The sequence below is a fragment of the Kribbella sp. genome, assembly GCF_035655035.1.
GTDB lineage: Bacteria > Actinomycetota > Actinomycetes > Propionibacteriales > Kribbellaceae > Kribbella.
In genome coordinates, this window is the sequence record NZ_DASRVN010000042.1 from 1 (window position 1) to 16103 (window position 16103).

At 70.4% G+C, this 16103-nt stretch carries 14 protein-coding genes; 5 read left to right on the top strand and 9 right to left on the bottom strand.

Annotated features, from left to right (window positions below; translation table 11 throughout):
- Positions 1–483: 483 nt before the first annotated feature.
- Positions 484–1533 (top strand): C39 family peptidase, encoded by a 1050-nt coding sequence (locus VFF46_RS02860; protein ID WP_325035413.1) that lies wholly within the window; start codon positions 484–486, stop codon positions 1531–1533.
- Positions 1534–2634 (top strand): hypothetical protein, encoded by a 1101-nt coding sequence (locus VFF46_RS02865; protein WP_325035414.1) that lies wholly within the window; start codon positions 1534–1536, stop codon positions 2632–2634. It begins immediately after the preceding gene.
- Here the strand turns inward: VFF46_RS02865 and VFF46_RS02870 are convergent.
- From VFF46_RS02870 to VFF46_RS02880, 3 genes are read right to left on the bottom strand one after another with little or no spacing between them, the layout of a single operon-like run.
- Positions 2631–3167: a DUF1707 domain-containing protein gene (locus tag VFF46_RS02870; protein WP_325035415.1), complete on the bottom strand. Its 537-nt coding sequence runs from the start codon at positions 3165–3167 to the stop codon at positions 2631–2633. The genes VFF46_RS02865 and VFF46_RS02870 overlap by 4 nt on opposite strands.
- A gap of 4 nt (positions 3168–3171) precedes the next feature.
- Positions 3172–3792: an HAD family phosphatase gene (locus tag VFF46_RS02875; protein ID WP_325035416.1), complete on the bottom strand. Its 621-nt coding sequence runs from the start codon at positions 3790–3792 to the stop codon at positions 3172–3174.
- Positions 3789–4808, bottom strand: coding sequence for an Lrp/AsnC family transcriptional regulator (locus VFF46_RS02880; protein ID WP_325035417.1), 1020 nt, complete (start codon positions 4806–4808; stop codon positions 3789–3791). Before VFF46_RS02880 ends, VFF46_RS02875 begins: the two co-directional genes overlap by 4 nt.
- Positions 4809–4893: 85 nt before the next feature.
- Between VFF46_RS02880 and VFF46_RS02885 the strand changes: the two genes are divergently transcribed.
- Complete coding sequence (locus VFF46_RS02885) at positions 4894–6216, top strand: MFS transporter (protein ID WP_325035418.1); 1323 nt, start codon at positions 4894–4896, stop codon at positions 6214–6216.
- Here VFF46_RS02885 and VFF46_RS02890 read toward each other — a convergent pair.
- Positions 6149–7360, bottom strand: a complete 1212-nt coding sequence (locus VFF46_RS02890) for an MFS transporter (RefSeq protein WP_325035419.1) — start codon at positions 7358–7360, stop codon at positions 6149–6151. The genes VFF46_RS02885 and VFF46_RS02890 overlap by 68 nt on opposite strands.
- A gap of 64 nt (positions 7361–7424) precedes the next feature.
- Here VFF46_RS02890 and VFF46_RS02895 point away from each other — a divergent pair, with 64 nt between their 5' ends.
- Both VFF46_RS02895 and VFF46_RS02900 read left to right on the top strand, forming a co-directional pair.
- Positions 7425–8414 carry a winged helix-turn-helix domain-containing protein gene (locus tag VFF46_RS02895; RefSeq protein ID WP_325035420.1) on the top strand — a complete coding sequence of 330 codons (990 nt, stop codon included), beginning with the start codon at positions 7425–7427 and terminating at the stop codon, positions 8412–8414.
- A 184-nt stretch (positions 8415–8598) separates the two neighbouring features.
- The gene (locus VFF46_RS02900; RefSeq protein WP_325035421.1) at positions 8599–9675 is read left to right on the top strand and encodes a phosphotransferase enzyme family protein; all 1077 of its coding nucleotides are present in this window, start codon (positions 8599–8601) and stop codon (positions 9673–9675) included.
- Here VFF46_RS02900 and VFF46_RS02905 read toward each other — a convergent pair.
- The 5 genes from VFF46_RS02905 to rpoZ form a co-directional block, all read right to left on the bottom strand.
- A complete protein-coding gene (locus VFF46_RS02905) occupies positions 9672–11696 on the bottom strand; it encodes a primosomal protein N' (RefSeq protein WP_325035422.1) in 2025 nt (674 codons plus the stop codon). The genes VFF46_RS02900 and VFF46_RS02905 overlap by 4 nt on opposite strands.
- A 106-nt stretch (positions 11697–11802) precedes the next feature.
- Entirely contained in the window at positions 11803–12996 is a 1194-nt protein-coding gene (gene metK, locus VFF46_RS02910; RefSeq protein WP_325035423.1) for a methionine adenosyltransferase, read from the bottom strand.
- A gap of 186 nt (positions 12997–13182) precedes the next feature.
- A complete protein-coding gene (locus tag VFF46_RS02915; protein WP_325035424.1) occupies positions 13183–14295 on the bottom strand; it encodes a winged helix DNA-binding domain-containing protein in 1113 nt (370 codons plus the stop codon).
- Between the two features lie 40 nt (positions 14296–14335).
- Complete coding sequence (coaBC, locus tag VFF46_RS02920; protein ID WP_325035425.1) at positions 14336–15631, bottom strand: bifunctional phosphopantothenoylcysteine decarboxylase/phosphopantothenate--cysteine ligase CoaBC; 1296 nt, start codon at positions 15629–15631, stop codon at positions 14336–14338.
- Positions 15632–15658: 27 nt separating this feature from the next.
- Positions 15659–15964, bottom strand: a complete 306-nt coding sequence (rpoZ, locus tag VFF46_RS02925) for a DNA-directed RNA polymerase subunit omega (RefSeq protein ID WP_325035426.1) — start codon at positions 15962–15964, stop codon at positions 15659–15661.
- Positions 15965–16103: the final 139 nt, after the last annotated feature.

Sequence of the window (16103 nt, forward strand, 5' to 3'; positions counted from 1 at the left end):
GTTGGCCCGCGGCGGAGATTCCCGGCGGGAGGCCCCTCCCGTTTGTTGCCACAAGCACGTACTGTGGTCCCAGGCGTACCTACAGTCACTGCCGTCACACGCCGCTCGGGAGACCCAATGCTCACAGCAGCACGGGGGGCAGCTCTGGTCCTCCTGGGTGCACTGCTCGCCCAGGCACCCCTCACCGCCCAGGCCTACCAGCCCCAAGACCCGCACTACCGGTCCACACCACCCGGCGCTGCACCTACCGCGTCGCAGACCACAGCACCCAGTACGGCGCCCACTACCGAGCCCACTGCCACCGACCCGAGCGCCACTCCGGGCGGAGAACCGACCGCCGACCCGAGCGTCGCTCCGGGCGGGGAACCGACGGGCGGGTCCAGTGTCGGCTCGGCCGGGGAGCCATCGGCGACCCCGACCACCTCTCCCGGCGGGTCGCCGAGTGCTGATGAGCCGCCGGCGGCCCGGTCGTGGAGTGAGGTGGTGAAGGAGGTCACCGAGACGTCGCCCGGGGACGTTCAGTTGCGGTCCGCGGACACGTCCGCGCAGGCGGCGTCGATGCTGCGGTGTTTCAAGCTCGACACCGAGAACTACTGCCTCGGGCTCGGCTTCGTGGATCAGCTGCCGACCGGCGCGCAGCGGCATGCGCTGATGGCGCAGCCGAGTCAGCGCGCCGCGAGCGAGGTGGGTGCCGAGCAGGACATCCCCACCGGTGATCTGACCCCGGCCGCCTTCGTCGCCCAGCGCGCCGCGCTCCCGAAGAGCCAGCGCGTCACCGCCGAACTCGACGAGATGCAAGCCGCCTGGAACGGCCGCGAAAAGGCCCGCGAACTCCGCGAACTGGCCGAGGCCAACGCCCCACACCGGAACCCGAACCCCACCACCGGTCCGCAGCCGACCACCCCGGCAACCCCTACCACCCCGGCGACCCCGGCGACCCCGGCGACCCCGGCGACCCCGACAACCCCGGCGGCGCCGGTTGCCGTGCCGGCTTCGGCGTACATCATGAAGGGGTATCAGACCTCTCAGGAGAAGGGGTACTGGTGCGGCCCGGCCACCTTCCAGTCGATCGACTGGGCGGATGACCACCAGAAGGACACCCAGGCGTCCTGGGCGAAGGATCTCGGGTCGACCACCGGCGGTACGGCGATCTCGGCGATGGTGCAGCAGACCAACCTGAAAACGGGTTGGCCGAAGGCGGCGGGCACTTACGTCGTGCAAAGCGTCTCCAGCTGGAACGCGCAGACCTTCTTCCAGGTGCACCAGAAGCATCTCGGCGTCTACAAGGCTCCGGTGATCGAGCACGTCCAGCTGCTCAAGCGGTACTTCCCGTACCTCGCCTTCAACCACAGCGGGCACTACCAGGTCGGCCGCGGCTACGACCAGAAGAACGGCACGATCGCGATCTTCGAGGTGTTCAACGAGCACCGCTTCAACAGCCGCGGCAATGTCACCGACGGCCCGAGGAACATCCCCGCGAGCGCCCTGTTCAACGCCACCCTGGCCAACTCGTTCCAGAACATCGGGCTGTAGATGCGTCGTCGTACCGTTGCCGTAGGCACCATCGTCCTGCTCCTCGCCGGCTGCTCGAGCACCAAGCCGGAAACGACCCCAACACCAACTCCCTCGCCTACTGCTTCCAAACCGACGGACGTGAGTACGGCGATCCCCACCTGGGCGAACGTCCTACGGCAACCGGTCGACGGTCAGCACCTCGTCACCCAGCAGCGCAGGTACGTCGTCACCCGGGGCAGCGACGAGGCCGGTACGACGACGATCGCCGACCGCACCACCAAGAAGGTCGTGGTCCGGCACGCCCCCGCGACCGGCTTCGTCGCCCAGTCCCCCGTCGTGATCGACGACCACTGGGCGCTGATCGAGGACATCCGCTCCGACGGCCCGGACCCGCAGATCAAGGTGCTGCGCTACGACCTCAGCACCGGCAAGGCGACGACGCCGGCGATCCCGCCGGTGTCCGAGCCGGAGATCGGCGCGTACGACGGTACGTTCGCGTACAGCTCCACCGACGCGAAGAACCGCTCCTGCCTGATCGTCGCCGACCTCGCGACGCTGAAGTCCCGCACCGTGACGTGCGTCGCGGCGCCCGGGTACGTCGCCGACCCGGTGGTGTCAGCCGACACCGTGACGTTCAGCGAGATCATCGCGCCGGAGTCGGCCCGCCGCTGCAAGCGCGTACTGACCGCACCGGTGACCGGCGGCACCGCCGTACCGGTGCCTGCGGCAACGAACTGCATCCAGTGGAGCGGCGCCACGCTGCACGGCGCGACGGTGTGGTCCGAGGTCGGCGCCTCCGACCCGGATCAGTACCAGAGCAAGGCGTACGTCCGCGAGGCCGACTCCCCCGCCCGTTCACTGGGCACCATCGTCACCGACACGATCCTTGCCTGTGGCAACTGGATCCTCTGGGAGACGCGGACGGTCACGAGCACCGGCGCGGACACGTACCGGATCAACCGCTGGCGCCCCGGTCTCGACAAACCCCAGACCATGTACGCCGGTAAGCCGGGCGTCGCGCTGACCCCGATGACCTGCCAGGACAGCACGATCTACGTCGAGGCCGCGCACCTCGCGAGCACCCCGACGTACACGGAAACCATCTCGGCGGAGCTCTAGCGCCGCGCGTGCCGGATCTTCAGCCGGCCGAATCCGATCACGCCGGTGAGCCGGACGCGCGGGCCGTCGCCGGTCGAGTTGCGTGCGGGCTTGTACCGGCTGTCCTTCCACTCCGTGTGCACCCCGTCGAAGTCGACGACCGCGTTGCGCGGCAGCGTGATCTTGACGCCACCGTGCATGACGTTCAGGTCGATGTCGACCGCGCCGTCCTCGAACTCGGCCCGCGACAGGTCGAGCCGCACCCGCCCGTACATCGACACGACCTTCAGGTACCGCGGTAGCCGCCAGACGCCGCGCCGGACGATCCGGCCGGACGCCGCGTTGATCGTCGACGTACTGCCCGCCTGCACGGCCGGGAGCGCGGCGACGGCGACCTCGAGGTCCAGCGCCGTCCGCGCGGACAGCACCCGCTCGAGCTGCTGCTCCATCTCCTCGTGCGTGAGGTAGCCGCCGGTGTACGCCGCCTGGACACGCTCGACGGCCGCGTCACGGTCCACGTCGCCGATCGCGGGCGAGCGGTCTTCGGAAGTCACTTCCTTACTGTAGTGCGAGGCCGCGGTCACGGAGCTGGGCGCGGAGGTCGGCGGCGCCGGTGAACAGCTCGGCGTCCAGGCCGACCGCCCGCGCGCCGTCGACGTTGTACGCCAGGTCGTCGGTGTAGAAGGTCCGCGCCGGGTCCAGCCCGAACCGCTCGATCAGGATCCGGTAGATCTTCTCGTCCGGCTTCACGGTCTGCTCGACGCCGGACACCACCTCGCCGTCGAAGTGCGTGAGGATCGGGAACGCGTCCTTCGCCAGCTCCCACTTCTCGCCGGAGAAGTTGGTCAGCGCGTACGTCGGTACGCCGGCGTCCTGGAGTTGCGTGAGGACGGCGGCCGTGTCCTCGAACACGCCCTTCACCATCCGCAGCCAGCCGGTGTCGTACGCCTCGATCCACTCGGCGTGCTCCGGGTGCAGACTCGTCAGCTCCGCGACCGCCTCCGCCCACGGCCGGCCCTCGTCCTGTTTGTGGTTCCAGGCCGGTGTCGCGATCTTCGTGAGGAAGTGCGTCCGCTCCTCCTCGTCCGGGATCAGGTCGGCGTACAGGTACGTCGGACTCCAGTCCAGCAGCACCCCACCGATGTCGAACACGACCACGTCGACCGTCCGCTCACTCATACCCGCCACCCTAGTGCGAACGGCGCCGCGGCTTTCACGGTGCGGAGGATCGGGGCGGTCTCGATCGCGGTGATGTGCGCGATCGCGCCGAGGCGTTCGGTCAGGTACTCGTGCAGCGCGTCCGGGCCGGCGCAGATCGCCTGTGTGACGAGGTTGGTGCGGCCGGTGGTGGCGGCGACGAAGGCCAGCTCGTCGTGTTCGGCGAGCGCGCGCCCGACCGCGTCGAGGTGGGCGGGCGGGACGGACAGCCAGAGCATCGCGCTGGTGGTGAAGCCGAGCGCCACCGGATCCACGTCGGTGTCGAGGAAGATCGCGCCGCTGCGCAGCAGTTCGTCCAGCCGCCGCGCGACGGTCGCCGTCGACCACCCGGTCCGCGCAGCCAGGTCCGCGTGCGTCGCGCGCCCGTCCTCGCCGATCGCCGTCAGAAGCTGCCCGTCGCCGGCGTCCAGCCGGGCCGAGGTACCGTCGCCCGGCCGGCCTGAAGGGCGGGAGTCGGCGGCGGCCTGGCCGGCATCGGTTGTTCGTGCGAGGGCGGCCTGTTGGGCGGCGGTCAGGCTCTTGGCGCGACCACGCCATGCGGCCGGGCCGCCGACGTACCGATGCAGGAGCAGGTGCGCCGAGACCGAGGTGATGCCGCTGGTCCGCGGGATGTCGTTCAGCAGCAGGGAGTTCCCGTCGGGCGGTGTGCTGTCGACGGTCGCCACGATCTCGGTACCGCCGGACGCGAGCTTGACCCAACTCGTGTCCGGGCGGCGCGCCAGTGCGCCGGCGAGATCCTGCGCGACCTGCGGTGTCGACGTGAGTCGGAGCAGCCATTGCGAGTGACCCGCCAGCTCCGGGTCAGGCAAACCGACAACCCGCAGCCCGGCCTCGGCCCGCAACCGGTTGAACCGGCGCGCGACGGTCTGCGTCGAGACCCCGAGCACCTCCCCGATCCTGCTGTACGGCGCCCGGCCGTCGATCTGCAGCGCGTGGATCAAGGCCCGGTCGATCGCATCCACCATGGTGACGATCATCGCCCCGAAGCTCGATGAATGGAAGATTCCCGCAAATCAAGACCACAACGTGGAAGGTTGAGCAACGGGCGCCGATCGTGGCGGTATGAAGAATCGATGGATCGGGCTGATCGCCCTGCTGGTCGCCGAGGCGATGAATCTCCTCGACGCGACGATCGTCCAGGTCGCGGCGCCGGTGATCCACACCGACCTCGGCGGCCGGACCGCGGACATCCAGTGGTTCAGCGCGGCGTACACGTTGCCGTTCGCGGCGTTGCTGATCACCGGTGGCCGCCTCGGCGACCGCTTCGGCAGGCGGCGCTGCTTCCGGATCGGAGTGGCTGTCTTCGTACTCACGTCGACCGCCTGCGCGCTCGCGTCGACGGCATGGTTACTGATCGGCTTGCGCGCGATCCAGGGCGCGGCCGCCGCGTTGGTGATTCCGCAGACCATCGGGCTGATCAAGACCGGCTTCACGGGCGCCGCGCTGCCGAAAGCGCTCGGCACGATCGGCCCGGTGATGGGCCTGGCCGGCATCTCCGGTCCGCTGCTCGGCGGCGTGATCACCGAGGCCAGTTCGTGGCGGGCGGTCTTCCTGGTCAACGTACCGCTCGGCCTTGCAGTGCTCGCGTTGTCGCACCTGCTCCCGGAATCCACGTCTCCCCGTCCGCCGCGGCTCGACGCCCTCGGAACAGTGCTGCTGACCGCGGGTACGGCGTTCCTCGTGTACCCGGTCCTGCAGTCACGCGACTGGTTCCTGCTCCCGGTCGGCGTCGTGATCCTCGGCGTATGCGTACTCCAGCAACGCCGCGAGGCACGACTGATCGAGTTGAGCCTGTTCGCGCATCGCGGTTTCGCCCCTGCCCTGCTCACCTCCACGTTGTTCTTCGCGGTGATGAGCGGCACGACGCTGGTCGTCGTACTGCATCAGCAACTCACGCTGCATCACACCGTGATGCACTCCAGCCTCGTGCTGCTTCCGTGGTCCGCCGCCTCCGGGGTCGCGTCGCTGGCCGCCGGTCAGTGGCTGGTCGCGCGCTTCCGTTCCCGCCTGATGTACGTCGGTCTCGGCGTACTGCTGGTGGGGCTGGCGGCGGCGCCGTACGTGCTGCTGCCTGCGTTGGCTGTCGGTGGTGTCGGGGCCGGGCTGTTCACGACGGCGTTCTTCGCGGAGGCGCTGCACAGGGTCGAGCCGCACGAGACCGGGTCGGCAGCGGGTCTGCTGAACGCGGTACAGCAGTTCGGCGGGACGCTCGGTGTCGCCGCGTTCGGCACGGTGTTCCTGCGGCACCCGGCCACGGTCGACCGGCCGCTGTGGCTGGCGGTCGCGGTCGTCGTACTGACGGTCGGGACCGCGCATCTCATGCGGTCGCCGCGTTCGCCGCGGCGCGGGCGTGCAGAGCGGGTGCCAGCGAGTACTGGCCGATGAAGATCGCGACACCGAGGACGGCGCAGCCGAGCCAGGTGACGGTCGGGCCGAGGTGCTCGAGCGCGTTCGTACCGGCCAGCGGGCCGACCACCGTGCCGACGCCGAACGCCATCCCGGACAGGCCCATGTACCGCCCGCGCAGGTCGACCGGGGCCAGGTCGGCGAACACCGCGCCGATCACCGCCGCGAACCCGATCTCGCCGAGCGTCCACACCACGACCGACAGCACGTACCCCCACCAGTTGTGCACGACGGCGCCGACGCCGAAGCCGAGACCGACGACCAGCATCGAGGCGGCCAGCAGCTTCGGGCGATCGAGCTTCACCATCCAGCGCCCGAGGAACGGCTGCACCAGCACGATCACGACGCCGTTCAGCGCGATGACCAGCCCGTACGTCTTCGAGCTCAGGCCGTCGTCCGACATCGCCAGCGGCAGCGTCGAGTACCCCTGCATGTAGATCGTCGCGTAGCCGATCTGGATCAGGATCATGAACAGAAACACGGTGTCCCGAAGCGCGACGCCGAGCACCGGTCGGCGCGGCGTACTCCCGTCGAGGACCGGGCGGCTCTCCGGTACCAGCGCCCAGATCACCGCGCCGGCGATCACCGACGTACCGGCGTTCAGCCAGAACAGCAGGCCGTACCCGACCGAGGCGAGGACGCCCGCACTGACGGTGGAGACCGAGAAGCCGAGGTTGATCGCCCAGAACAGCAGGCCGTACGCGCGGACCCGTTCGGTCGGGTCGAGCAGGTCCGCGACGGTCGCCTGGACGGCCGGGCGGAACAGGTCACCGAGCAGGCCGACGAGGAACGCGCTCACCCAGATCAGCGCCATCTCGCGGGCCGAGCCGAGCAGGATCAGAGCGGCAGCGGTACCGAAGAAGCAGATCAGCATCGTCAGCCGGCGTCCGACGCGGTCGGCGAGGAACCCGCCGGCGAGCTGGGCGGTCACGGTGCCGGCGCCGACCGCGGCCGCGACGGCTCCCGCCGTACCGGCGGACAGGTGCCGATCGTGGGTGAGGTACAGGACGAGGAACGGTTGCACGAAGCTGCCGAGCCGGTTGACCAGCTGGCACACCCACAGCGCCCAGAACGCCCGCGGCAGGGCGGTGGACCGGGAGTCGCCGACGGCGATTGCGTTCATGGTCCAACTGTCCGGGGTCGTCCGGGGCGTTGTCGATGATTAGTCTCAGGGCTAATCTTGGCCGGTGATCACGATCAGGCTGAACGCCGCGGACGTCGGGCGGATCCGGTTCGCGCTGTCGCCGCTGTGGGAGGCCATGACGAGTGTCCGGGCGCTGAGCAACAACACCGCGCGCAGCGTGCACGGCCCGTGGCTGCAGAAGGTCCGGCCCACCATCGAGGGCGACGACCTGACGTTGCTCAAGGCCCTTATCCCGCCGGCCGGCTACGTCCCCGACTTCCTCACGCCCGCGCCGCCGCGGCGGTCGACGAGCTTCGAGTCGGGCCTGGCCGCGATCGCCGCCACGCCCCACGACCTCGTGGTGGACGAGCTCCGCAGACTCCACACCGACACGCCCCACCCGCTGCTGCCCGAGCTGATCGCCCACCCGGCCGCCGGCCTGGAGCGCATCACCTCGGCCCTCGAGTCGTACTGGCGCCGCGCGATCGAGCCGGACTGGCGCCGGATGCGCGCGCTGCTCCAGGAAGACCTCGCGTTCCGCCTCGACGAACTGGCGAGCGGCGGCCTGGAACGCCTGTTCCGCAACCTGCACCCGTCGATCCACTACCGCAGCGACCGGATCGAGATCGACCGCCCGTACTGCTGCGACGGCGAACCGATGACCGGACAGGGCGTCCTGCTGGTCCCCTGCGTCTTCACCTGGCCCGCCGGCCTGGCAGTCACCGCCGCACCGCACGTCCCGACCATCACGTATCCGCCGAGAGGCCTCGGCCGCCTGTGGGAGGACCGCCAGGACATCACCGACTCCCCGCTCGCGGACCTGGTCGGCCGGACGCGCGCCGCTATCGTCAGCCACCTCGACCTGCCGATGTCCACGACCCACCTGGCCCACCAGCTCGGTGTGTCGGCGCCGACGTTGAGCGTCCACCTCGGCATCCTCCGGAACGCGGGCGTGGTCGCCTCCCGCCGCGACGGCCGGACCGTCCTGTACCACCGCACGTCCCTCGGCAGCCAACTGCTCTCCGCCTCGACGTCGCTGGCAACGACTGCTTGACAAGCGCCGCGGCGATCGGCCAGATTGGCGGACGGCGCCGACCGGTCGCCGAGCCGTGGGACATCCGCCCCAGTCGGGGTTCCAGCGGGCGAAGGGGAATCAGCCCTCTCGGTCGTCGATGCCAGCAGGCCAACTCCGTACACCACGTCGCTGGGGGACGACGGTGTCGACGAGGAGGCTTGTCATGACGAAGGACGGCAATTTCAAGAAGGTCGTACGGCGGCACGCCGGGGAAACCGGCCAGCGGTACACCGAGGCCCTGACCGATCTCGAGGGTCTGAGCGACCGCATCTACCACGAGCCGGACGCCGACCGGCTGGTCGCCCATCTCCGGGACCGCTACGGAATCGACGCGGTCGCGGCGACGAAGCTCAGCGTGCACAAGACCTACGTGTTCCACATCGACCGGAACGACGGTCCCCCGTGGATCGCGAGGGCGTTCCCGCCGGCGCGGCCGCGGTCCGGCGTCGAGGGCGATGCCGCCGTACTGCGCTTTCTCGAGCAGCACGACTATCCCGCCGAACGGCTCGCCGTCGACGACGCGGTGTCCGACTTCGACGGCAGCGCGGTCCTCGTCACCGAGTTCGTCGACAGCACCCCGCTCCCGGGCGGCACCGAGGATTACGCGATCATGGCCGATCTGCTCGGACGGCTGCACGCGTTGCCGTTCGACGAGTCGGTCAGCCGGCCTGGTGGGGCGAGTGGTGAGGACCCCCGCCGAATGGGGACACCACGGCAGGACCTTCTCGCCGGCTTGGCGTTTCTCGACGCGGTGGACACGAAGGTCGCAGCGGCCGATCGCGAGCGGTTCGAGCAGCTCCTCGACCAGGTGCGGTCCGCAGACGACGGGGACGGTCTGCCCGAGAGCCTGCTGCACGGGAACCTGCTGCATGCTCCCAGTCACGCGGTCGTCGGCAAGAACGGGCCGGTGGCAATCAACTGGAAGGCGTCCGGGCGTGGTCCGCGGCTGTCCGACCTCGCGTACCTGCTGTGGGGCACTGGGAACTGGGCTCCCACGCGAAGCACCAACGAGGAACGCGTCGAGGCGGTCGTCGCGGCGTACCGCAAGCACGTCGAGCTGACCGACGAGGAGCTCGACCGGCTCGAAGGCGTGATGTACATCAGGCCGCTCTACCTGGTGTGTTTCGGCTACCGGCGCGACCTCACCAACGGCGTGCCGTTCAACGAATGGTGGTTCCTCGAGCCGGCCGAGTACTTCACAACCACCGCGGCGGCGACCCGGCGGGCGTTCCGCCGCTAACCGAAGTTGGGTGGGTCTACCTGGAGGCGGACCGTGCCGGGGTTTTTCTTGGTGGTGCGGGCCGCTTGGGCTTCTTTGAGGGAACGGACCAGCGTGGCGCCGTGGGCGCGAGGGGTGCGGACCACGGCGCGCGCGGTTTCGTCGTCGACGTCCACCGGGCCCAGGACCTCCAGGCCGGCGGACGGCGGGATCAGGTCGCGGAGGCGGGTGATCAGGTCGTTCACAGCCTCCGGCGGGCCGGTGAGTTCGGCGAGCTTGGCCGCCGGGGCGAGGCGGGCGGTACGGCGTTCCTCGATCTCGCGGAGGGCGTACCCTTCCGGGCTCCAGCGGACGATCGCCTGCAGCGGCAGGGCGGACGGGTCCCCGACCAGGATCACGGGAGCCCCCGCCCGGACCAACGCGGCCGCGTTGAACCAGCGGCGTACGGCCTCCTCGGCGGCCCGCAGGTCGGTGCGGGACAACAACAGCCAGGTGTCGAGCAGCAGCGCCGCGGCATACCCGCCCTCGGCGACCGGCTCGGCTCCTGGCGTGCTGACGATCAACGCGGGCGCATCCGACACGAGGTCGAGCACGTTGTCGCCACCCGACGTACGCACGACGACTCCCGGGAACGCCCGCCCGAGCTCCTCCGCCGTACGACGGGCACCGATGATCGCGGCGCGCATCCGCGTGTCACCGCACTCCGGGCACCGGTGGTCCGCGGCCGGCCGGCCGCACACGCTGCAACTCGCCGGCCCCGATCCCCCGGTACGGCGCAACGTGCCGCCACAGGTCGCGCACCGCGACGGGGCCCGGCACGTCTGGCACACCAGGCTCGGCAGGTACCCGGCCCGCGGCACCTGGACCAGCACCGGCCCGGACCGCAGCCCTTCCCGCGCGATCTCGAACGCCCGGTGCGGCAACCGCGCCGCCCGGGCCGACGGATCCCGCGCCAGGTCGATGTCCGACTCCCCCGCGATGTGCACCGACGGCGCCGCCGCGCGGATCAGCTTCCGGTCCGCGATCAGCTCGTGCGCGAACCCGGACTCCAGCAGCGCCGCCGCCTCCGCGGACCGCGCGAACCCGCCGAGCAATGCCGCGCACTGCTGCCGGAACGCCCGCAGCAGCAGGACTTCCCGGGCATGCGGGTACGGCGCGCGCGGCTCGGCGTACGACTCGTCGCCGTCGTCCCACATCGCCACCAGCCCCAGATCCGCGACCGGGGCGAACGCCGCCGCGCGCGTCCCGATCACCACCCGGGCCCTGCCGTGCAGTGCGGACAGGAACGCGCGATAACGAGCCGTCGGCCCGAGATCCGCCGACAGCGTGACGAACCCGTGCTCGCCGAGCACCGCCGCGCAGGCGGCCGCCAACCGCTCAAGGTCCCGCGCATCCGGCGCCAGCAACAACGCACCACGACCCGACGCCGCACACACAGCCGCCGCCTGCGCGAACGCCACCGGCCAATCAGCACCTGGTACGGCGGTCCAGACCGCGCGCGGCGCCTCCGACCGCGCGATCGCGTCGAGAAAACCAGCAGGGTACGGCGACCACTCCGAGCGGGACGTCGACGCCGGCGGGCGCGGCGGCTGGTCGCAGCACAGCGGCTCGCCCTCCACCTTCGCGTGCCGGGGCGGGACCGCGAGCCGCGTGACGTCCGCGAGCACCCCGGCGTACCGATCGGCGACCGCCCGGCACAGGTCCGCGATCTCCGGGGTCAGCACGCGTTCGGCCGAGACCACCTTGCGGAGCCGGACCAGCTTGCCGTCGTGGTCCGAGGTCTCCAGCCGCTCCAGCACGAACCCGTCCAGGTCCTTGCCGGCGAACCGGACCTTCACCCGCGCACCGGGCTGCGCGGCCGCCGCCATGTCCTCCGGGACCAGGTAGTCGAACGGCCGGTCCAGATGCGGCAAGGAGACATCCACCGCGATCCGCGCCACCGGCAACGTCGTGGTGATCGGAGCCGGTTCCTTGGTCCGCGACTTGCGAACGGTGTCGCGCAGCAGCGTGAGCTGCTCCGGCGAATCTCCGTTCGATGTCACCGGGAAACTGTAGTCGGCCGGGACGACACCGTGTCGGAGGCTGACCTCGGCCTGTGGACAAGCAACGGCCCGGCCGCCGAGCAGGCAGCCGGGCCGTGCGGAAGTACTACTTGTTGATCGCGGCCTTGAGGGCCTCGACGCGGTCCGTCCGCTCCCAGGTGAAGTCCTCGCCGGTGCGGCCGAAGTGGCCGTTCCGGGCGGTCTGGGCGTAGATCGGGCGGAGCAGCTCCAGGTCCCGGATGATCGCCGCCGGGCGCAGGTCGAAGACCTCGCGGACCGCCGTGGTGATCTTGCCGACCTCGACCTTCTCGGTACCGAACGTGTCCACGTAGAACCCGACCGGCGCGGCCTTGCCGATCGCGTACGCGACCTGGCACTCGACCCGGTCCGCGAGCCCGGCCGCGACGATGTTCTTCGCCACCCAGCGCATCGCGTACGCCGCCGAGCGGTCCACCTTCGACGGGTCCTTGCCGGAGAACGCGCCGCCGCCGTGCCGGGCCATCCCGCCGTACGTGTCGATGATGATCTTCCGCCCGGTCAGCCCGGCGTCGCCCATCGGGCCGCCGATCTCGAACCGGCCGGTCGGGTTCACCAGCAGCTTGTAGCCGGTCGCGTCGATGTCGAACTGCTCGAGCACCGGGTCGACGACGTGCTTCTTGATGTCCGGCGTCAGCATCGTGTCCAGGTTGATGTCCGCCGCGTGCTGGCTGGACACGACCACGGTGTCGATCCGGACCGCCTTGTCGCCGTCGTACTCGATGGTGACCTGGGTCTTGCCGTCCGGGCGCAGGTAGGCCAGCGTGCCGTTCTTGCGGACCTCGGCGAGCTGCTCGGACAGCCGGTGCGCGATCGTGATCGGCAGCGGCATCAGCTCCGGCGTCTCGTTGGACGCGTAGCCGAACATCAGCCCCTGGTCGCCCGCACCCTGCAGGTCCAGCGCGTCCTGCGACGAGTCCGACCGCGTCTCGTACGCCGTGTCGACGCCCTGGGCGATGTCCGGCGACTGGCTCCCGATCGCGACCTGCACCCCACAGGACGCGCCGTCGAAGCCCTTCAGGGACGAGTCGTAGCCGATCTCGAGAATGCGCGACCGCACGATCCCCGGGATGTCGACGTACGCGGTCGTGGTGACCTCACCCGCGACGACGACCAGACCCGTGGTGATCAGGGTCTCGACCGCGACCCGGCTCTTCGGGTCCTCGGCCAGCAGCGCGTCGAGGATGGAGTCGCTGATCTGGTCGGCAATCTTGTCCGGGTGACCCTCGGTCACGGACTCTGACGTGAAAAGGCGCCTCGCCACAGTTCTCCCTCGAATTCCTCGTGTGCCGCCCGGCTGCTGGGCACGGCCGTGCGATCCCCCCACTGCACCGGCGGTTGGCGATGCATCTGGGAAGTATGCCAGCAGTTTCCCCCGCGATCCCGGCGACGCTCCGAATTCGTCCGGTATGCAAGACCAGCGATCACATTCTGGACGGGTGGCCCGGTTTCACGCGTGCGGGCCGACCGTCACGTCGCCGAGTGTGAGCAAGGGAGCAGCACCGAGGATCGCACCCAACCGGTCCACCTCCGCGTCCAGCAGCCTGCGGCGGCGACGATTCAGCGGGGTGAGTGCCTCGACGGTCACGTGCAGTGTCCGGCCGGACTTCTTCTGGTGCCAGACACCCGCGACGATGCCGTCGACCAGCAGCAGCGGGTAGTTCCCGGCCTGGCCGCGGGCGGTCGCGCGTTCGAACGCCTTGCCGGGGAAGAGCAGCTCCCTCGGGTAGCTGCCGACGCCGTACGCGTCGAAGTACGGCAGCAACCGTACGCCGTCGGCGCGGTCGTCGGGGAAGTCGTCGTCGCCTGGGGCATACCAAACGGTTTGGTCTGCGAGGGTCGCCTGCGGCAGGCCCTCGAAGTACGGCCTGACCGTGGCCGGCGTGGTCTTGAGCCAGCGGGCGAACTGCTGCGGGGTGGCGGGGCCGTAGGAGTAGAGGTACCGGTGCAGGAGCTCGGTCATCGCCTTCTCCGCGGGCATCGGGTCGAACGGGCGGAGGCGGTGCGGGTTCGAGTACGTCGTGAGCCGGCCGCGGAGCGGACCGTGGCAGAGGACGCCGGCGTGCGCGGCGAGGTACACCGCCTGCCGCCAGCGGGCCCAGGCACCCTGGAACGCGGGGATGGTCGGGGTACGCGCCCATTCGCCGGTCCGCCGTACGACCTCCTCGGTCAGCTCGTCGACGGTCAGGTCGTCGTGGGCCAGCGCCTCGCCGATCGCGGCGACGACCTGGTCGAGCTCGTCCGGCGTCATCCGGATCGGCTCGGGTTGCTGCCCGTTCCCGGGGAGCGCGGACAGCGCCCCGGTCCACATCGGCAGGTCGTCGAGCGGTAACAGATGCACGGTCCCCCGCGGCCCGAAGGTCTTCACCAGCCCTTCGTTACGCTGCACCGTCGCCCGGTCCGCCCCGTCCAGCCGGAGCGCCACGGACGTCTCCCCCGCCGCCGCGATCTGCGCGTGTGCCCCACACATCGCCCGTACGGCGTCAACCGGCGTACCAGCCGGCGCCACCAGCCCCTGCCGCCGCATCCGCCGCGCCACAACCGCACCCCAGGAGATCTCCACACCCCGACCCTAGGACGGAAAGAGGACAGCTTCTGTCCTCTTATGCCCAGTGGGTGGCTACTAGGTTCCAGATGACGCCGGAGAGGGCGTCTTTCGAGCCGGAGGGGACGGGGAGGGCGGTGCCGGTGCGGTCCAGGATGACCGCTTCGTTGAGGTCGCTGCCGAAGACCTTGCCGCCGGAGACGTCGTTGACGACCAAGAGGTCGCAGCCCTTGCGTTCGAGTTTGGCGCGGCCGAGTTCCAGGACCGTGTGGTCGGCGTCGCCGGTCTCCGCGGCGAAGCCGACGATGATCTGGTCGGGGCGGGCCCGGTCGTGGGAGATCGTGTGCAGGATGTCCGGGTTCTGCACCAGGTCGACCGCCGGTACGGCGCCGTCGGCGGTCTTCTTGATCTTGTGTTCGACGACGGCGGCGGGGCGGAAGTCCGCGACCGCGGCGGCCATCACGATCGCGTCCGCGTCGGCGGCCCGGCCGGTGATCTCGTCGTACAGGTCCTGCGCGGACACCACCGGCACCACTTGGACGCCGGCCGGGTCGGGCAGCTCGGAGTTGGCGGCGACCAGTGTCACCTTCGCACCGCGGGCGGCGGCGATCCGGGCCAGCGCGTACCCCTGCTTGCCGGACGACGAGTTGCCGAGGTACCGCACCGGATCCAGGTGCTCCCGGGTCCCACCGGCGCTGATCAGTACGTGCTTCCCGGTCAGATCCGCCACCGACTGACCCGCGGCCCGCGCGGCTTCGTCGGCGAGCATCAGCTGGCTGATCGCGAAGATCTCCGACGGCTCCGGCAGCCGGCCGCGCCCGGTGTCGGCGCCGGTCAGCCGGCCGACCGCCGGGTCGAGCACGGTGATGCCGCGGGACCGCAGGACCGCGACGTTCGCCTGGGTGGCCGGGTGTTCCCACATCTCGGTGTGCATCGCGGCCGCGAACAGGATCGGGCAGCGCGCGGTGAGCAGCGTGTTCGTGAGCAGGTCGTCGGCGAGCCCGTGGGCGGCCTTGGCGATCAGGTTCGCGGTCGCGGGCGCCACGACGACGAGCTCCGCGGCCTTGCCGATCCGCACGTGCGGCACTTCCTGTACGTCGTCGAACGGGTCCGCCGTCACCGGCTGCCCGGACAGCGCCGCCCAGGTCGCCGCGCCGACGAACTCCAGCGCGGCCGCCGTCGGCACCACCCGGACGCTGTGCCCGGACTCGGTCAGCCGCCGGAGCAGGTCGCAGACCTTGTACGCCGCGATCCCGCCGCCGACGCCGAGCACGACGTTCGGCTTGTGTCTGGGTACGACGGAAGCCCCCGGGGCGCTCGGGCCACCGGGGGTCAGGTCACCGGTTGCGGACATCGGACTCCGTTCCCGGTCGGTGTGCTGTTACTCGGACTTCTCCGCAGCCGCGGCGGCTTCTGCCTCGGCCTCGGGGTCGATGTCGGTGCAGGTCAGCACGCCGTCGTTGATCTCGCGCATGGCGATCGACAGCGGCTTCTCCTGCGGCGTCGTCTCGACCAGCGGCCCGACATACTCCAGCAGGCCCTCGCCGAGCTGGCTGTAGTAGGCGTTGATCTGGCGGGCACGCTTGGCGGCGAAGATGACCAGCGCGTACTTGGACGAGGTGCGGTCGAGCAGCTCGTCGATCGGCGGGTTGGTGATGCCTTCGGGGTTCGCGACAGTTCCAGCCACGTGACAAATCCTCTGATTCTTGAAGCGCGGCCCGGAAAACCAGCTAAGAAAAACTAGTTCCGGGTTGCGAGTACGGGCGAACCGAGCAATCCTACCAGCTCGTCCGCCGCGCGCTCGAGGTAGTCGTTGACGATGGTCA